This window comes from Xanthomarina maritima (assembly GCF_008084905.1).
Classification (GTDB): domain Bacteria; phylum Bacteroidota; class Bacteroidia; order Flavobacteriales; family Flavobacteriaceae; genus Xanthomarina; species Xanthomarina maritima.
Genome location: NZ_VSFC01000030.1, coordinates 1478 through 17216 on the forward strand (window position 1 = coordinate 1478; position 15739 = coordinate 17216).

General features: G+C 31.1%; 17 protein-coding genes. All 17 read left to right on the forward strand.

Annotated elements, in window-relative coordinates; translation table 11 throughout:
- Positions 1-46 precede the first annotated feature (46 nt).
- The 17 genes from FVF61_RS05725 (at position 47) to FVF61_RS05805 (ending at position 15738) form a co-directional block, all read left to right on the forward strand.
- Positions 47-892 carry an ABC transporter permease gene (locus tag FVF61_RS05725; RefSeq protein ID WP_148454274.1) on the forward strand — a complete coding sequence of 282 codons (846 nt, stop codon included), beginning with the start codon at positions 47-49 and terminating at the stop codon, positions 890-892.
- A gap of 96 nt (positions 893-988) precedes the next feature.
- Positions 989-2221, forward strand: coding sequence for an ABC transporter ATP-binding protein (locus tag FVF61_RS05730; protein ID WP_199757276.1), 1233 nt, complete (start codon positions 989-991; stop codon positions 2219-2221).
- Positions 2222-2329: 108 nt separating this feature from the next.
- On the forward strand, positions 2330-3121 hold the full coding sequence (locus FVF61_RS05735) for a class I SAM-dependent methyltransferase (protein WP_148454276.1): 792 nt from the start codon (positions 2330-2332) through the stop codon (positions 3119-3121).
- A complete protein-coding gene (locus FVF61_RS05740) occupies positions 3121-4191 on the forward strand; it encodes a DegT/DnrJ/EryC1/StrS family aminotransferase (protein ID WP_148454278.1) in 1071 nt (356 codons plus the stop codon). Before FVF61_RS05735 ends, FVF61_RS05740 begins: the two co-directional genes overlap by 1 nt.
- A complete protein-coding gene (locus FVF61_RS05745) occupies positions 4188-4895 on the forward strand; it encodes a WbqC family protein (protein ID WP_148454280.1) in 708 nt (235 codons plus the stop codon). Before FVF61_RS05740 ends, FVF61_RS05745 begins: the two co-directional genes overlap by 4 nt.
- The gene (locus tag FVF61_RS05750; RefSeq protein WP_148454282.1) at positions 4896-5600 is read left to right on the forward strand and encodes a class I SAM-dependent methyltransferase; all 705 of its coding nucleotides are present in this window, start codon (positions 4896-4898) and stop codon (positions 5598-5600) included.
- A complete protein-coding gene (locus FVF61_RS05755) occupies positions 5597-6412 on the forward strand; it encodes a sulfotransferase family protein (protein WP_148454284.1) in 816 nt (271 codons plus the stop codon). The genes FVF61_RS05750 and FVF61_RS05755 overlap by 4 nt, the downstream gene beginning before the upstream one ends.
- Positions 6409-7287, forward strand: a complete 879-nt coding sequence (locus FVF61_RS05760; protein WP_148454286.1) for a glycosyltransferase family 2 protein — start codon at positions 6409-6411, stop codon at positions 7285-7287. The genes FVF61_RS05755 and FVF61_RS05760 overlap by 4 nt, the downstream gene beginning before the upstream one ends.
- 1 nt (position 7288) lies before the next feature.
- Positions 7289-8116: a glycosyltransferase family 2 protein gene (locus FVF61_RS05765; RefSeq protein ID WP_148454288.1), complete on the forward strand. Its 828-nt coding sequence runs from the start codon at positions 7289-7291 to the stop codon at positions 8114-8116.
- Positions 8117-8138: 22 nt separating this feature from the next.
- Positions 8139-8804: an NAD-dependent epimerase/dehydratase family protein gene (locus tag FVF61_RS05770; protein ID WP_148454290.1), complete on the forward strand. Its 666-nt coding sequence runs from the start codon at positions 8139-8141 to the stop codon at positions 8802-8804.
- 5 nt (positions 8805-8809) lie between these two features.
- Positions 8810-9907 (forward strand): glycosyltransferase family 4 protein, encoded by a 1098-nt coding sequence (locus FVF61_RS05775; protein ID WP_148454292.1) that lies wholly within the window; start codon positions 8810-8812, stop codon positions 9905-9907.
- Between the two features lie 14 nt (positions 9908-9921).
- Positions 9922-10986 (forward strand): alginate O-acetyltransferase AlgX-related protein, encoded by a 1065-nt coding sequence (locus tag FVF61_RS05780; RefSeq protein WP_148454294.1) that lies wholly within the window; start codon positions 9922-9924, stop codon positions 10984-10986.
- A 66-nt stretch (positions 10987-11052) separates the two neighbouring features.
- Positions 11053-12654 carry a hypothetical protein gene (locus FVF61_RS05785; RefSeq protein ID WP_148454296.1) on the forward strand — a complete coding sequence of 534 codons (1602 nt, stop codon included), beginning with the start codon at positions 11053-11055 and terminating at the stop codon, positions 12652-12654.
- A complete protein-coding gene (locus FVF61_RS05790) occupies positions 12651-13721 on the forward strand; it encodes a lipid II:glycine glycyltransferase FemX (protein ID WP_148454298.1) in 1071 nt (356 codons plus the stop codon). The genes FVF61_RS05785 and FVF61_RS05790 overlap by 4 nt, the downstream gene beginning before the upstream one ends.
- The gene (locus tag FVF61_RS05795) at positions 13718-14200 is read left to right on the forward strand and encodes a hypothetical protein (RefSeq protein WP_148454300.1); all 483 of its coding nucleotides are present in this window, start codon (positions 13718-13720) and stop codon (positions 14198-14200) included. Before FVF61_RS05790 ends, FVF61_RS05795 begins: the two co-directional genes overlap by 4 nt.
- A gap of 26 nt (positions 14201-14226) precedes the next feature.
- Positions 14227-14922, forward strand: coding sequence for a TylF/MycF/NovP-related O-methyltransferase (locus FVF61_RS05800; RefSeq protein WP_148454302.1), 696 nt, complete (start codon positions 14227-14229; stop codon positions 14920-14922).
- A gap of 39 nt (positions 14923-14961) precedes the next feature.
- Positions 14962-15738, forward strand: a complete 777-nt coding sequence (locus tag FVF61_RS05805; RefSeq protein ID WP_148454304.1) for a class I SAM-dependent methyltransferase — start codon at positions 14962-14964, stop codon at positions 15736-15738.
- Position 15739 lies beyond the last annotated feature (1 nt).

Genomic DNA, 15739 nt, shown 5'->3' on the forward strand with positions numbered 1-15739 from the left:
TAATTAAAAGCTCTTTGTTTATATTCGCCTAAAGCATTTCTTTTCCATGCCATTAGAAACAAGAGTTTACCAAAAAGAACGGACTATTAACATTGGAGCGCTTTTAAAAGCGAGTATTCGGGATATCTATAAATCCCGTTTTTTAGCAAGACAACTTGCTGAGCGAGACATCAAGGCACAATACAGGCAGTCTTATTTAGGGATAATCTGGGCATTTATTGCGCCATTAGCTACAGCTTTAGTATGGATAGTTCTAAATAAAACGGGGACTGTTAGATTATCAGATACAGGAATCCCTTATCCAGTGTATGCTTTTTCAGGGACTCTAATTTGGTCAATTATTGTGGCGGCTATTAATTCACCCATACAAAGTACCAACGCTGCTAAGGGGATTTTAACGAAAATCAATTTTCCTAAAGAAGCACTTATAATGTCTGGAATTTACAAACTGTTATTTGATAGTGCTATTAAAATTATCTTATTGATTTTATTTGTTTTTGCTTTTGGTGTTGGATTTCATTGGAGTTTGCTCTTATTTCCTCTGGCTATTTTTGGAGCTATTTTGTTTGGAACCACTATGGGATTGTTTATAACCCCCATGGGATTATTATATCAAGACATAGGTAAAATTATCACTTTCGGGATGCAGTTTTTAATGTATGTTACCCCAGTGGTCTACGCCATTCCAGAATCAGGTATTATGAAAGCCATCATGACCTGGAACCCAATAACACCAATTGTTTTAACAGCTCGTGATTTGGTAGTAGGTTTTTCGCCAGAACATATCAATTATTTTTTGATGGTTTTGGTTGTTTGTATTCCCTTTTTGTTTTTAGGCTTGATTATCTATAGAATATCAATTCCTATTATTGTAGAAAGATTAAGCGCCTAGAATTTAAAGTATAAAATGGTATTAATTTGATGTCAGTCTGAGCTTGTCGAAGACCAATTATATAGAAAAGAAAATTAGATAGTGTTATAAAAATAAATGTCAAAGAAACAGGATACATTACTGGATAACGAAGTACTTGTAAAAGTAGAAGGTTTAAGCAAGAAGTTTTGCAAAGACTTAAAGACGAGTCTTTGGTATGGAGTAAAAGATTTGGTTAGTGGAGTGCGTGGGTCCAGTGAGGAACGTGAGTTACGTCCAAAAGAGTTTTGGGCCATTAAAGACATTAATTTTGAATTAAAACGAGGCGAATGTCTAGGTTTGATAGGTCATAATGGGGCTGGAAAATCGACGCTTTTAAAAATATTAAATGGACTGATTAATCCAGATGCAGGAAAAGTAACCATAAAAGGTCGCGTAGGCGCTCTTATCGAGTTAGGCGCTGGTTTTAACCCCATTCTAAGTGGCCGTGAGAACATTTATAACAATGGCGCTATTTTAGGTTTTAGCAGAAAAGAAATAGATTCGAAGCTAGAGGCTATTATAGATTTTGCAGAACTGCAAGAGTTTATAGACATGCCTGTACAGCATTATAGTTCGGGTATGAAAGTACGCTTAGGCTTTGCGGTTGCTGCACAAATGGAACCCGATGTCTTGATTATTGATGAGGTACTGGCTGTAGGAGATTTAGGCTTTATTTTAAAGTGTTTTAAAACCATTGATGCTATTTTACCACAAACAGCAGTGATATTTGTGTCACATAACATGCCCATGGTGAGTCGTATTTGTAGTCAAATAATTTTAATGGATAAAGGAAAAGTTAAATATCAAGGAGAGAACGTGTCTAAAGGCATTGATCAATATTATAATTCATTTTTAACAGGTGAAGAGTCAAGTCTTGTTTATACAGATAATAGTATTAGCTTAGAAGAAGCATTTATCGAAGGAGTTGAACCAATTAATGGTATTTATCAAGTGAGCTGGGGCGATACCATCCAATTAAATTTTAAGATTAAAAACTTGACCTTATCAAAAATGCCTTATATTTCATTAGTAATTTATGATAAAGAACAAAGAGGAGTAGCAGAAATATTTCCAACTGGGCAACAATTGAATGACATTGAATATAAGGGATTTATTGACTTTTCATTTAAATTAAATAACATCTATCTATCTAAAGGAATTTATCATTTAACTTTTAATGCTTCAGAAAGTAAGAGTTTTAATACTTATTATAAGATACATAAGGCTATTTCTATTAAAATAGATCATGAAGAACAAATGTGGACCCCTTTTCTATTAGATTCTGAATTAATTAATTTTAAAAATTAATACCTTTTGAAAGCAATAATTAGTTTGGTTATTATTGTTTTTTATTAGTAATTATAGCATATTTAAAAGATAAAAAATTTTACTATTTTAAGGTAAAACATCCAATAGATGATTAAAAAAATTAAGAAAAGATTAAAGTCGTTATATAATAAGCATAAGCTATTAAAAACATATAAGGGGAACACTTATCATTGTACTGTTTGTAACAGTAATTTGAATGTATATTTGCCTTTACCTGATTTTTATAGAATAAATGCTGAAATTCATGGTTACAAGTATTTTGGGCAAAATGAGCATGTAAATGTAAAAACTTATTCTTGCCCAATTTGTGGCAGTTCTGATAGAGATAGAATGTATGCCGAATATTTTAAGAGATTTGTACTGCCAAAAAATTCTAAAAAATTATTATTACATGTTGCTCCAGCTTGGAAACTGAATGACTTGTTTTTAAAAAAACACTTTAAAGTAACTACTACAGATTTAATGATGGATGGTGTTGATTATAAGTTGGATATTGAAAATATGGAGGCTTTTAATAACAATACATTCGATTATTTTATTTGTTCACATGTATTAGAGCATGTTGCTAATCCAGATAAAGCATTGAAAGAATTATATCGTATTCTCAAACCTCAAGGTTTAGGAATAATAATGGCTCCTGTAATCCCTAAATTAGAGTTTACATTAGAAGATAAGAGCCATACTAGTGAAGAAGATAGAGTAAAGTATTATGGGCAGGCAGATCACCTTAGATTGTTTTCAAAAAAAGATTTTATGAGTAGAATTGAAAACGGTGGCTTTAAATTAATACAATATGATATAAATAAGTTTGGAGAAGAAGCTTTCAATAAATTAGGTTTAAAACCATCATCAATTCTTTATATAGGATTAAAACAATAATGATAAACGTTACCAAAACATTTTTACCACCACAAGCAGAGTATCAAGCTATTTTAAAAAAAGCTTGGGATACAGGCTGGATGACCAACAGAGGTATTTTGGTGCAAACTTTGGAGACTGAATTAAAAGAACATCTTTCTGTTTCAAACATTTTAACAATGACTAATGGTACCTTGCCATTGCAAATAGCAATAAAAACATTAGCACTAAAAGGTGAAATAATAACCACACCTTTTTCTTATGTTGCAACCACCTCTAGTATTGTATGGGAAGGCTGTAGGCCTGTATTTGTAGATATCCATCCAGAGTATTTAACTATAGACGAAACAAAGATTGAAGCGGCCATAACCCCAAAAACATCAGCTATTTTAGCCACACATGTATTTGGTAACCCTTGTCATGTAGAAGAAATTGAGCGTATTGCCAAAAAACATGATTTAAAAGTGATTTATGATGGGGCCCATTGTTTTGGAGTGACTTATAATGGGCAGTCTATTTTTAGTTTTGGCGATGTGAGTACCTGTAGTTTTCATGCCACCAAATTGTTTCATACAGGAGAAGGTGGTGCCTTGTTTTGCAAACCAGACTATTTTGAAGCAATGTTTTTTAGTCATAATTTTGGACATAAAAGCAAAGAGGATTTTCAAGGAGTAGGTATTAATGCGAAGATGAGTGAGCCACAAGCTGCTATGGGTCTTGCAGTTTTGCCTTATATGAATATGATATTAACCGAACGCCAACAAATTGTAAATATTTATGATACAGCTTTAAGTGCTTTGCCAATCCAAAAAATTAAAATACGCGAACATACAGATTGGAATTTTAGTTATTATCCAGTGATTTTTGAATCTGAGAACCAATTATTACAAGTTGTTAAGGCTTTAGAAACGCAATCTATTTTCCCTAGACGATATTTTTATCCATCTTTAAATACAATAGATTATGTAAAAGGTAAAGCAATGCCAATATCTGAATCTATTAGTAAACGTGTTTTATGTTTGCCTTTATATGTTGGATTAAAAATAGAAGATATAGAAACAATTAAAAATATCTTAATTGAGCATATATGAAAGTAGCCATTATGCAGCCTTACTTTATGCCATATTTAGGATATATAGCCATAATAAATTATGTTGACGAATTTATTTTGTTTGATACACCTCAGTTTATTAGGCATGGTTGGATAGAGAGAAATAAAGTTCTTAAGTTAGATGGAGATACCATGTATATAAAAGTACCTTTGGTGAAGCATGCAAGAAATACAACAATTGAAAATGTTATTATAAATAATAACTTGAGTTGGAAGCATAAAATAATTTCACAATTAGATCATTATAAAAAAAGAGCGCCTTACTATAAGAATGTGATAGCGCTTCTTCATGAAATCTTTGATGAAGAATATTCCAGTATTGTGAGTTTGAATTATAAATCCTTACAAATACTTTGTCGCTATCTTGGTATTATAACTCCTATTTCTATTTGGTCTGAAATGAAAGTAGAAATAGATGAAGTGAAAGCTCCAGATGAATGGGCATTACATATATGTAAAGCCTTAAAGTATGATACATATGTAAATTTGCCAGGAGGTCGTTCCTTTTTTGATGTTCAAAAATATGAGAGAGAAGGCATTTCTTTAAGTTTTCTTGAACTTGAGCCAACTCAGTATAAACAGTTTTCGAATGTATTTGTGCCTTTTTTATCTATTATAGATGTGTTGATGTTTAATGATGTAAGTCAAGTTAAAGAGATGTTGAAAAATTTTAATTTAAAATAAATGAAAAATTGGAAAACTTTTTGGCAGAATTATAGAGTGATTGAAATAAAATCACAAAATGATTTATTATATCAAGTAGGTAAAACTGTAGGGGGAAGTGTTATTTCTGAGGAACAATTTAAAGAAGATATAAATGAAATTATTGTTAATTTAGATTTAAAAAAAGACGATGTAATTTTGGACTTATGTTGTGGGAATGGTGTTTTAAGTTATAAATTATCCAATTCAGTTGAAAAAGTTATTGGTGTAGATTTTTCACAATCATTTATAGAAAACGCAAAAAAGCATAGTACAAATAAAAATATTAGTTATTATGTTGTAGATGTTTTAAATTCTGAATATATCAATAAGCTTATTGCTGAATATAATGTTACTAAGGTATTGATGAATGATTGTTTGGCTTATTTTGAACCTAAATCATTAGATTTAATTATATCTAAATTGTCAAAACATAAAGTGACTATTTTAATGAGTAGTATTTTAGATAAAGAAAGAAAATGGCACTTTTATAATACGTTGACACGTAAAATAAATTATATTTTAGATGTAACTTTTTACAATAGTAAGTCAGGTATTGGCTATTGGTGGACAAAAAATGAGATACAAAAAATAGCAGATAAATATAGGTTTGAGGCAAAATATTTTATGCACCATAATAAAAATCATACGGCTCATTATAGATTTAATGTGAGATTAAAAAAATGAAGAGTAAAGATGTTATATGGATTAATGGAATGCCTAGGTCGGGTACTAGTTGGTTAAGCCAAATATTTGATAGTCATCCTAATATAAGTTTTAAACTATCTCCTTTGTTTTCTTATGCCTTTAAAAATTTTGTTGATGAGAATTCCAGTAAACAGGAATGGTTTGATTTATTTGAGAGAGTTTTTGTAACTAAAGATGATTTTATTAACCAGAATTATCGAAGAGAGTCTGGGGAGTATCCTATATTTATTAAGAATGAGCTTACTAAATTAGTAATAAAGGATACCAGATATCATAATCTAACGGATAATTTATTAAAACTGTTTTCAGACATTAAGTTTATACATATAGTAAGACACCCTTGTGGAGCTATAAATTCATGGTTAAAAGCACCTAAAGAGTTTCCACAAAACTTAAATCCTTTAGAAGAATGGAGAACAGCTAAATCTAGAAAAAAAAGTATTGAAGAGTTTTGGGGTTTTGACGATTGGTTATTTTTAACTAAGAAGTATTTAAAGCTTCAGGAAGAATTTCCCAATAACGTCAGGGTTGTTTTTTATGAAGATTTAGTGCATAATATTTATACGGAAAGTAAAAAAATGTTTGAATTTGTTAATCTTAAGATAGGAAGGCAAACAATGGAATTTCTTGAGAAAAGCCAGAATTCCTATAATGAAAGTGAATATGCTGTATTTAAAAACAAAGATGTAGCAACACAATGGAAAACAGAACTACATCCAGAAATAATAAATAGTATTGAGGAAGAATTGATAATAAATAATTTAACACACTTTTTCGAACCTAAAGTATGATAATAAAACCTCTTGTAAGCATTAGTGTTGTTACCTATAATCATGTCAATTATATCAAAAAGTGTCTGGATGGGATCTTAATGCAACAAACTACGTTTCCTTTTGAGGTTATTATAGGAGAAGACGAAAGTACCGATGGCACTCGTGACATTTGTAAATCCTATGCAGAAAAATATCCAGACAAAATAAACTTATTTTTGCGTTCCAGAGAAGATGTCATTAATATTAAAGGAAATGCTACAGGGCGTTTTAATATGATTGAAAACCTAAAAGCTTGTAGAGGTAAATATATCGCTTTATGCGAAGGAGACGATTACTGGACAGAACCTTTAAAATTACAAAAACAAGTCGATTTTTTAGAGGCAAACCAGGATGTGAATGTTTGTTTTCATCGCGTTAATGTTTTAAGAGATAATAAGTTGAGTTTGCACGAAATGCCTGAGCCATTTAATATAAGGCCTTTTAAATATATCGAGTTATTAAAGCACTATAATTTTATAGCAACAGCCAGTGTAATATTTAGAAAGCCACAGGACTTGGAGTTCCCTGCTTGGTTTACTAAATTACCCTTTGGGGATCTGGGCTTGTATAAGCTGGTTTCTAAGAACTACAAAATACAGTGCTTGGACGAGGTTATGTGTGTGTATAGGGTGCATGACAAAGGCATCTATTCTGGTCTGGAAACTTTAAAAGCTTTGCAAATTTATTTGAACTTTTATAAAGTCATATTTCCTGTTTTAAATTTAGAGGAAAAAGAAATTGTCCGAATAAAAATTAGAGAAGTCACTTATAAAATTAGTAAATTAAAATTTCCAAAGACCCCTTTGCTCAAAAAACTTTATAATAGGTATCTTCGTTTTAAAAGTGTGAAATAAGATGAGTGTAAAATTAAGTGTTGTAATTCCTTGCTACAATATGGGAGCTTATGTAACAGAAGCCATCGACTCTGTTTTAAGCTATCCCAATCAAGATCTTATAGAAATCATTGTGGTAAATGATGGTTCTAATGACCAAGGGTTTACAAAAAGCGTTTTAGAAGCTTATACTAACTCGAATATTACAATAATACATCAAGAGAATCAGGGTTTAGGGGCTGCCAGAAATAATGGCATTAAAGTTTCAAGAGCGCCATTTATTATTGCTTTAGATGCAGATAATAAGCTAAGACATGAGTATATAGATTATGGAATTTCTATTCTAGAAGCGAATCCAACTATTGGAATTGTTTATGGAGATAACAGACAATTTGGAGTCAACAATCAAGATATTATTGTGGGATCATTTGATGTCTCCAGATTACTTAAAAAAAACTATATTGATGCCTGTGTGGTGTTGCGTAAAACAGCCTGGGAATCGGTTCATGGCTATGATGAGAACATGCCTATCATGGGTTATGAAGATTGGGATTTAAACATGCGGCTTTTTTTTAAAGGCTGGCAATTTAAATATGTGCAGGAGATTTGTTTTGATTATCGGCTGAGAGAGAACTCGATGTTAGTTACTTCTAATAAAAATAAAGACCTGCTCATAGATTATATGTTTTCCAAACCTGAATTAGAGCAGGCGAAACTGTTGCGTGATAAAATAATTGGCTATTATGATTATAAAGAGATTTTAAAGAATTTTAAAAAAAGAAAGGTGATTCGTGCAGCAATAAAATTAGAAAGGCCTATTAAGTCAATCAATAAATTGTTTAAAAAATAATATGGTTGTTGGAAATGGTTTAATGGCTAAGGCATTTAGTAATTATAAGACAAATAAAGATGTCATTATTTTTGCAGCAGGTGTTTCTAATTCTACAGAAACCAATGTTTTAGAGTTTCAACGAGAAACAGCTTTATTAGAAGCAACAATTAAAAAACACCCAAACGCTTTATTAATCTATTTTAGTACTTGTAGTATTTATGATGCTTCTGTAGCACATCGTCCGTATGTGAAGCATAAAATAGAGATTGAAACCTATATAAAAGAACATACCAAAGCCAATCTCATATTTAGAGTGTCGAATGTTGTTGGGCCACAAGGGAATGCTGCAACCATCTTAAATTATTTAGTGGATGCTATATGTCATGATGTGGAAATACCCTTATGGAAGCATGCTGAACGTAACTTAATAGATAAAGACGATTTAAAATTAATTGTAGAAAATCTTATTAAAAGTGATGTCCGTAATCAAACGATAAATGTGGCTTTTAGAGAAAGTTTTTTGGTTTCTGATATTATTAAACAAATTGAGTTATTTCTTAACAAGAAAGCTAGGTTTCAAGTGGTTGAGAAAGGAAATTCTTTAAAAATTGACACCACTAAAATTTCAGATTCGCTAGATAAAATTGAGTCTATAAAAGGCACAGGGTTGCAATATATTTTTAACTTGCTAGAAAAATATTATTAAAATCGATGAAGATTGCTTTATTAACACCCAATAAGTCTACTTATACGGAGACATTTATTCAAAATCATATTGATTATCTGCCATTTGAAAAGATTGTTGTTTATGGTGGTGCTTTTCCATATTTAATGACTAATGAGGAACCATCTTTAACATATAGAAGGTGGTATAAGTATAAAACGATAGTAAGGGATAAATTTGGGATAAAAACAGAAGCATTTAAAGCTCATTTATTAAAAAAGCATCTTCAAAAACATGATGTAGATTTGGTATTTGCAGAGTATTTAAATACAGGAGCCGAAGTCCAAGAGGTTTGTAAAGAATTAAAAATTCCACTTGTCGCTATTGCTTTGGGATATGAAATATCTCAATATCGTATTATTGAGCAGTATGAATCCATGTATCAATCATTATTTCAATATGCCAAAAAGATAATTGTGGTGTCTAATCATATGAAAAAAAACTTATTAGCTTTACATTGTCCAGAAAATAAGATTGTTTATTCTCCAGCAAGTCCGAGCGAAGATTTTTTTGAATTGCAACCAACTTTTTTATCAAAGCAGATTTTAGCTGTTGGTCGATTTGTAAATAAAAAGGCGCCTGAATTAACGATTAAAGCCTTTTCTAAGGTGTTTTTAGAATGTCCAGAAGCGACACTGGTTATGGCAGGAGATGGGCCATTGTTAGAGGCCTGTAAAATGCTTGTTGAAGAATTAAAATTACAAGAAGCAGTTGTTTTTAAAGGCCGGATTACCAGAGAGGAACACAAACAATTATTAGCAGCATCATATATGTTTGTACAACATTCAAGAGTGGCAGAAAATGGGGATAGCGAAGGTACACCCGTTGCCATTCTTGAAGCGTCAGCAGCTGGACTGCCAGTTGTTTCGACTTTACATGCAGGTATTCCGGATGTTATAAGAAATAATGAAACAGGTTTTTTGGTTAAAGAAAATGATGTGGATGAGATGGCAAACAAAATGATAGAATTGCTACATAATAAAGAGTTGGCGATACAAATGGGGTCTGAAGGAAAAATTTATATTATGGAGAACTTTACTTTAGAAAAACATATCTCTATTATTGGTCAGGCTATTAATAACTAAATGAAATAGTGATCATGAAGCAATTTAGTATTAAAATATTAGTCTTTTTATTACCATTTATTTGCGCTATTGTTTTTGCTGGTTTTTCATATCAAAAATCTGGAGGGGACTTAAATAAGATTGGAAAAATATCTTATGATAAAAATTACAGATTAACATTTAGAGACGCATTTAATCAAGAAAAGAAATTTACTGATTTTTCAAGAGCAATATCTGACACAATTACAAAATTTGATATTTTAACCATTGGCGATTCTTTTTCTGGACAGCAGCAATATGGGTATCAAAATTATTTAGCATTAAATCATGATTTAAATGTACTTAATTTTAATTTTAATAGTTTTTATAAAGTTCGTAATTATAATCCAGTACATTTTTTAAGTGAGTTAATTAATGGAGATATTTTAAGTAATTACAATATAGATTATATAATTATAGAAGTAATAGAAAGACGATTTATTGACTTTGTTTTAGAGGTTAATTTTGATTCATCTATTTCGCTTGAAGAAATAAAACTTATTAAAAGGGTATATCCTAAAACAGAAGAAACATTTTTAAAAAAAACAAATAATTTTTTAATTGATACCAAGAAATATTATAAATATAAATTAGGTTATTTGTTTAGCCCAAAACCCTTTGATTCTGATGTATATAAAATGAATTTAGTAGAAAATATGTTTCGTGTAAATCTTGATGAAATAACTTTTTATTATCAAGATATATCAAGTTTAAATCGTATTACAAAACGCAACATCTTTTTGTTAAATCAAGTACTTAACAATTTTAAAAGGAAATTAGAAAAAGATAATATTAAACTTATTGTGATGCCATGTGTGGATAAGTATGATTTATATGCCCCATATATAAAAGACAATCCATTTCCAGAGAATTCTTTTTTTAATTTTTTAAGGAAAGAAGAAAAAGACTATCTTTTTATTGATACCAAAAAAGTATTAGAACCATATGTAAACAATGGTGTTAAGGATGTATTTTTTGCCGATGACACCCATTGGTCTCCTATAGCTTCTGAAATTATTGCAAATGAAATTTTCAGAGTTATAAAGAATGATAAAAAATGAAATTATAGCTTTTTAATATGCTAGGGCTTTTTATGTTTTAACAAGAACTACAAATTTTTAACTTAGATGATTGCATCTGTTCAACTTATTTCCAATTCAAAAAACAAGGTTGCTCTTGTTACAGAACAGCTTGATTTTAAATGTCACATAGTATTATATAAAGTAGAGGCGCTTAACACATTCAGTCGTTTTGATATAGAGATTACATTTCAAGAACGCATTCAGTTGTTTAGAAACCACGATTATACCTGGGTACCCATAGATAGAAACCGTATTGCTAATTGGTATGCCCCAAAAATAATAAGCTTAGAGAATGGCGCCATTGTTCAGGCAAACAGGTCTGTTGGGATTTGGGAAGTGGATAAAAACAAGCCCCATGTATTACTATGGCGTTTTAATCCTGAAAATGCACAACCTTATACAAAGTATTCGGAGGGTGAACATGACAAAACTATTTGTCAATCCTTTACTGATTATGATTTTTCAAACCCATTGGCCTTATTGTTTCCTAAAAATAAGGGGTTGGAGGTGAGCAGGTCTATACATCCGTTCTCTGCTATTTTATGCTTTACAGATCATTGCGATTTTGATACAGTTACTAATTTAAAAGCCCAGCGTTTGTTTTTTAAAACACATGGGATTCAAATGACCAAGGGCTTTTTCTTAAATCAGTTTTCTAAACGTACTGATAATGCCTCCTTTGAAACGGATGCAGAAGAATTATTGGCTTGGAAAGCCGATGGGCATGAATTGGCTTATCATTCTTTATCGCAATCTATTAAGTCTGGAGACCTTGCCCTGTCAGATTTCAAAAATTTTGAACCTCCGGTTGATGATCTGGTTACTTGGATAGACCATGGGTATCAGCCATATAATTTGTCGCTTTTTGAAGCCAGTGGCATGGAGCAAGAAACTTATGCAGATGTTTTAAAAGAAAAAGGCATTCGAATTTTATGGAATTATATAGATTCTGGAACCAATACTCAGGGCGTTTTGAATCAAATAAGCCCAGAGCAGTTTACTTTAAAAGCTTATATAAAAGGGATTAAGGGGTTCGGAGTATTTAAGTTTTTGTCTCTATTGATAAAAAACATTCTTTTCTATTTTGTAAATAGTCCAAAACAAACAGCCCTTTATAAAGAAATGGCTGCTAATTTTAAAAAGAAACGATTTGTAAAGCTATTGGGGAACCTGATGGTCTTATTGCAGATTTTTATTCCTATTTTAGTTTTTTATAAGAAAAAAAAGCAGGCCGTTTATCCTTTAGCTAAATTCACGCCTTTGTTTTTTAAGCATCAAATAAAGAATACTGAATTCATGATATTTCAAACCCTAGAGATGGTCGATTTAAAATATGGTTTAAACAAACGTAGTGTGGATTCTTTTATCAAAGAAAGTGGTGTTTGTATCGCACATACCTATTTTTCGGTGCCCTTAGCTTATCATCATGGAAAGTTGTTAGCTGAAGAAGGTATTGATTCTCAGGTCACAGAAAATTTTAGCTATTTAGGGGAGAAGATTTCTAAAAAGGCCATTTGGAATCCAACCTTAAACCAACTGGTGTCATATATGGGGCACATAGAGGATCTGGTGTTTAATATAAATCAGGAAGGCCAAATTTATATAACGACCAGTAATAACTTAATAACAAGACCTGTAAGTTTATGACCCATGTTTTTACAAAAGACCCTACCTGGTTAAAGAAATGGGATGACTTCATATCAAAAACACCAAGAGGGAATCATTTATTATTATCTGATTGGTTAAATAGTTACACCACTTATGGTTTTGATTTTGAGCTGTGTATTTTTTTAGAGGATGAAACCATCATTGGTGGGTATGGAGCTGTAATTGCAAAAGCCTTGTTTTTTAAATTTTACATTGTTCCACATGGTCCTGTCTTTTCAAAAGGTTTTGAAAAAGAAATTCCCAGTTGTTTGGATCTTTTAAAGCAAAGGGCAAAAAAGCATAATTGCTGTTATACGCAGTTTAGTTTGCCTATTTCATCGCACCCAAGTATTCAAGAACACGTATATCACCCAACAAAAGTTGCAGTACCAGAAAGTCAATTTAGAGCTGGGAAGTTATTTGACCATGTTTATTGTTCCTATGGAATTAATTGGATTGACTTTAATGATTGTAATACCTCAGAGGAGTTTATAAATCAGTTACCAGCTAAAACCAGAAGGAATATCAGGCTAGCGTATCGGTTAGAGGTTGAAAATACCTTGGTAACATATGAAAGTGAATTAAAAGCCGGCTACAGTATTGTGGAAGCAAATGCTTTGCAAGGAAATTATGCCTTAAGATCTTATGAAGATATTAAAGCACAGCTTTTGTCCTTAATGTCAAAGGACAAGGGGTACTTTATGATTCTTAGACATGATAATCAGATTAAAGGAGCATCATTCTCTATACAAGCAGGGAATTATATAACAAATATTTTTGGGGGTACTAAGAAAGGAAAACCAGACATTAAGGCAGGTTATGTCTTGCATTGGGAATGGATTTTAAAATCTTTTGAATTGGGTTTTAGCGGCTATAATATTTCCATGGGTGGCTCTAAAGGTGTTAGAGAATTTAAAGCCCATTTTGGAGCTCAAGAAATTTTTTATGAAACGCCTCACTACTATCGTATTTTAAATCCTTTTATATTTAAGTTTTATAAAAAATCTTATGGTATTTTAAAAAATAATAAGACCTTCATTTCGGGTATTTTAAAACGATTTAAATGATAAGGAATTTTATTAAAAAATTGCAATTAAAGCAAATTGATGTCTTTGTATTTGTCCTTGATAAGGAGATGTATCAGCCCATGTCCCTGCCTGAATATCCTGTTAAAGAAAGTCAAGTGTCTGACACAAAAACCCATTATAAATTATATGATGGCGAGGTTGTTATGCATAGAAGCACCTTATTTAAACGTATTTTTTTATTAAGATTAATCCATAAAAAAGGGCCTGTAATAGGAGATTGCTATACCCCTTTAAAATATAGAGGCCAATCTCTATATCCTAAAATGATTCATTATATTGCTAAGAATTGTTTGTTTGAAAAAAAAATAGATGAATTGTTTATTATTGTAGATACAACCAATAAAGCTTCGATAAGGGGGATTGAAAAAGCAGGTTTTTTAAAATATGCTCAAATAACAACGAAGCGATGGTTGTTATTCTATTTCAAACCTATTATAACTTATAATAAAAATAGTTAAAGAATTAAAGAAAACTAATCAAATACATGAATGCCAAATTAACCACCACGTTTAAAAAAGCCTTATCTAAACTATTACCAGATTCTGAAAAGCTGAGATACTTAGTCTGGTTGCCCAAACTAGAAACCTTTCATAAGGCCTATGGAAAAGATGTGAAGTTTTTAGCAAGCAGACATCACTTGTACGATTATATCAATCAGGTCTTAAACAATGAGGCTATTGCCTATTGTGAGTTTGGTGTGTTTAAAGGGGCTAGTATCAAGTATTGGTCTCAATTAAATACCCATGCCACATCTGAATTTCATGGATTTGATACTTTTAGTGGCTTGCCAGAAAGCTGGGATAATTTTACAGGAGGCTTACAAAAAGGGTTTTTTGATGTGAAAGGGGAACTGCCACATATTGATGATGCTCGTGTGCATTTTTATAAGGGGCTCTTTCAAGACACCCTTCCAGGTTTTTTAGAGGCATATCAATTAGAAAACACCGTGGTTATTAATATTGATGCTGACTTGTATTCTTCAACCTTATATGTTTTAACCATGGCACATGGTATTCTTAAAAAAGGATCAGTCATCATTTTTGATGAATTTTCAAGCATGTTACATGAGTTTCGTGCTTTCGAAGATTACTGTAAGGCTTATAATGTATCCTTCGAAGTCTTAGCGGCCACAGCTTCTAAAAAAACTTATTATGCGCATGTAGCTGTGAGGATTCTTTAATATAAAAGAAAAGTTGATTATAGTTAGCATATAAAAATTATGAAACAAAGAATAAAAAAGTACCTACCTAAATTTATTTTAAAGCAGTATTATTCAAACATAAATAAAAGAAGGTATTCCGGTAATGCAGTAGAATGTCCTATATGTCATTCTCAATTTAAAATTTTTAAAAGTTATGGAGTAGTAGAAAGAGAGAATGCCGAATGTTTAAAGTGTGGTTCTTTAGAACGACACCGCTTACTTTGGAAATATTTAAATGAAAAACTTAATTTTTTTGAAGGAAATAAGCCGATAAAAGTGCTTCATTTTGCACCAGAGCGAATTTTTTTTAATGAATTTATAAAATCAAATAATATAAACTACATACCTTGTGATTTATACCCAGAATATTTTAATTATAATGAGCAGGTTCAAATTGAGAAAGTGGATATTACTTCAATCCCTTATGAGGATAATTCGTTTGATTTTATTCTTTGTAACCATGTACTTGAACATATACCCAATGATAAGCTTGCTATGACAGAGTTATTTAGAGTCATGAAACCAGGAGGGTTTGGTATTCTTCAAGTGCCATTAGATCCAAATTTAATAAACACCTATGAAGATTTTACTATTATTACACCAGAAGCAAAAGAAGTTGCTTTTGGACAACATGACCATGTTCGTGTTTACGGGTTAGATTATAAACAAAGATTAGAAAATGTAGGTTTTAAGGTATGTGTAGATGATTTTGCCCAAACTTTAACTAAAGAATCCTGTTTTAAATATGGATTAATTGAATCTGAAATGATCTATAAATGCAGTAAAGAGATATAAC